At 71.6% G+C, this 2,827-nt stretch carries 3 protein-coding genes and 1 pseudogene; 1 reads left to right on the plus strand and 3 read right to left on the minus strand.

Annotated elements, in window-relative coordinates:
* Complete coding sequence (locus B7L92_RS34835; protein WP_438364045.1) at positions 1–1,179, plus strand: sensor histidine kinase; 1,179 nt, start codon at positions 1–3, stop codon at positions 1,177–1,179.
* 53 nt (positions 1,180–1,232) lie between these two features.
* Here B7L92_RS34835 and B7L92_RS34840 read toward each other — a convergent pair whose 3' ends face one another.
* From B7L92_RS34840 to B7L92_RS40440, 3 genes and pseudogenes are all read right to left on the minus strand, one after another.
* The gene (locus B7L92_RS34840) at positions 1,233–1,709 is read right to left on the minus strand and encodes a MarR family winged helix-turn-helix transcriptional regulator (RefSeq protein ID WP_004983289.1); all 477 of its coding nucleotides are present in this window, start codon (positions 1,707–1,709) and stop codon (positions 1,233–1,235) included.
* Between the two features lie 96 nt (positions 1,710–1,805).
* On the minus strand, positions 1,806–2,582 hold the full coding sequence (locus B7L92_RS34845; protein ID WP_081241224.1) for an AIM24 family protein: 777 nt from the start codon (positions 2,580–2,582) through the stop codon (positions 1,806–1,808).
* Between the two features lie 160 nt (positions 2,583–2,742).
* A pseudogene (locus B7L92_RS40440) lies at positions 2,743–2,827 on the minus strand (AIM24 family protein); the annotation flags it as partial.

A 2,827-nucleotide genomic window follows, 5' to 3' on the forward strand; every position in this document is an offset into this window, starting at 1 on the left:
GTGCAGCCGCGTCCCTCCGCCCCGCCCGCCCCGTCCGCCCCGGGCGACGACGATGACGACTCCGACGATTCCGATGACTCGGACGACTCGGACGACGACTCGGACGACGCCGAGGACTCCGGTGGCTCCGGCGAGGACCTCGCCCCCGGTGAGATCGCCGGCGAGACCACCTTCGGGAACGGCTCCGCGACGATCGACGGCGACACCGAGGACTACCGGTTCGCGGCCGTCGACGTGCAGACCCACGACCGGGGCCGGCTCACCGTCTATGCGGGAGCGCCGCTCGCCGCCGAGCACAGTGCCGTGGACACCGCGCAGACCGCGATGCTCATCGGCCTCCCGCTGCTGCTGGGCGTGGTCGCCGGCGTGACCTGGATGGTCACCGGGCGGGCCCTGCGGCCGGTGGAGGGCATCCGCCGGGAGATGGCCGCGATCACCGCCTCCGAGGACCTCGCCCGCCGCGTCCCGGAACCCGGCACGCACGACGAGATCGCCCGGCTCGCCCGCACCACCAACGAGACGCTCACCGCGCTGGAGGCGTCCGTGGAGCGGCAGCGGCGGTTCGTCGCCGACGCCTCGCATGAGCTGCGCAGCCCGATCGCCTCGCTGCGCACCCAGCTGGAGGTGGCCGCCGCCCACCCCGAGCTGCTCGACCTGGACGGTGCCGTCGAGGACACCGTGCGGCTCCAGCACCTCGCCGCCGACCTGCTGCTGCTCGCCCGGCTGGACGCGGGGGAGCGGCCCGCCGACAGTCTCGTCGACCTGGCCGCGCTGGTCCGGGAGGAGACCGCGGGCCGGACGGGGGTGGCGGTGCGGACGGAGCCGGCGCAGGTGACCGGCTCCCGGGGGCAGCTGGGGCGGTTGCTCACCAACCTGCTCGACAACGCCCGGCGGCACGCCCGCGAGACGGTCACGGTGACCGTCCGGCGGGAGGGGGCCTGGGCGGTGCTCGACGTCGCGGACGACGGGGAGGGGGTGCCGGAGGCCGACCGCGAGCGGATCTTCGAACGGTTCGTCCGGCTGGACGCCGCCCGCAGCCGCGACGACGGCGGCGCCGGGCTGGGGCTCGCCATCGCGCGGGACGTCGCCGTACGGCACGGCGGAACGCTCACGGCCGGTGCGGCGCCGACGGGCGGAGCCCTGTTCGAGCTCCGTCTGCCGCTCGTCGAGGAGGGGTGACGACCCTGCGGCCCGTCCGGGACGGTGCTGCCGGTCAGGTCCCGGTCAGGGCGTCAGGGGCGTCCCCGCTGCCCGCGCAGGTGTTCCGCGATGGGTTTGAGGGCCTTGTCGAGTTCGGTGAGGGCCTCGGGGGAGAGCAGGTCGATGAAGTGGCGGCGCACGGACGCCACGTGGTGGGGCGCGACCTTCCGCATGGTCTCCAGGCCGTGCTCGGTGAGGACCGCGTAGAGCCCGCGGCGGTCGGACTCGCAGTTCTCCCGCCGGACCAGGTCCGCGTTCTCCATGCGGGTGATCTGGTGCGAGAGGCGGCTCTTGGACTGCATGGTGGCGGAGGCGAGGTCGCTCATCCGCATCCGCCGGTCCTCCGACTCGGAGAGGTTCACCAGGATCTCGTAGTCGTTCATTGTCAGGCCGAACGGCTGCAGGTCCTTCTCGAGCTGGTAGGTCAACAGCCTGTTGACCTCCAGGTGGGTGCGCCAGGCGCACTGCTCTGCATGGGTCAGCCAGCGCGTGGCCGTCTCGGTCTCCATGAATGAAGTCTACCTAAGAAGTTGAAAGACGAACTAATGAGGCTTCCGTGTGACATGGTGCGCACGCGTTCGACGTCACACTCCGCAGACTACCGCTCACAGCCCGAAGCGACGCTGGAGGTCGCCCAGCTGTCCGGGAAGGCGCGGTGATCCGGACGGCTGCCCGGACCCGCCGGGCGTCGCTCCGCCGGGCACCCCCGACTGCTGCGGAGTGACCCCCACGGCCTGCTCCGGCATCAGCTTCTCGGACGACTGGAGCAGCACCGTGCCGGCTCCCACGAACTCGAACTGGTGCTCCTCGCCCGAGGCCCCGCCGAGCCCCGTCATCGCACGTAGACCGCCCACCAGGCCGGTCATGTAGCCGTGGTCGTAGTGGTGGCACGGAGAGGGGCAGTCGGCCCATCCGACCAGCGCCTGCGGGTCCACCCGGACGGGGGGCTCCAGGAAGACCACCGGACCGTTGGACGCGGCCACGAATCTTCCGGTTCCGATCAGGGTCAGGAAACCCGGCACGATCGACTGCTTCAGCGAGAGACTTGGCTGAAAAGCGAGGAGGTTGCCCGAGCGAATGGTCAGGTTGCCGTCGTCCAGGTCGTACGAATTCACGTCGAAGGCCCGGTCGGCGAGGAGCATCTTACCCGAGCCCTCCGCCACGACCCAGTCGCTCGCGTGCAGAGGCGAATGGAACGCCGTACGGACGAGCCGGTCGAGTCGGCCGTGTCCGATGCCGTTGAACTCGATCGAGCCGTAGTAGGCGATCATCTTCCCCTTCTGCATGAACCACTGGGTGCCCCTGAGCTCCACGCAGAAGGTGTAGGGGGTGACGTTGTCGTCGGACGGCAGCGTCGTCGGGTCGTGGTGCACGGTGCTCACCTGGAGTACCTCCGAGAAGGCCCCGGCCTCCTCGGGCCGGGGAAGAAGTGGATCCCCGTGGAGCGGGGCGGGGGGCAGGGCGTGGCCCGGTCGGATGAGGCCCACCGCGACGGGGAGGCGGCCCGGGCCGGGAGCCCCCGCCCGCCGGGGGAGGGGGCGGTCAAAGCTTCTCCTCCGACGCCTGGACGTACACCGCACCGCTGCCGCTCAGCTCCAGCTGGAACGCCTCTCCCGAACCGCGGCCC

The sequence above is a fragment of the Streptomyces viridosporus genome (assembly GCF_002078235.1).
Classification (GTDB): domain Bacteria; phylum Actinomycetota; class Actinomycetes; order Streptomycetales; family Streptomycetaceae; genus Streptomyces; species Streptomyces viridosporus.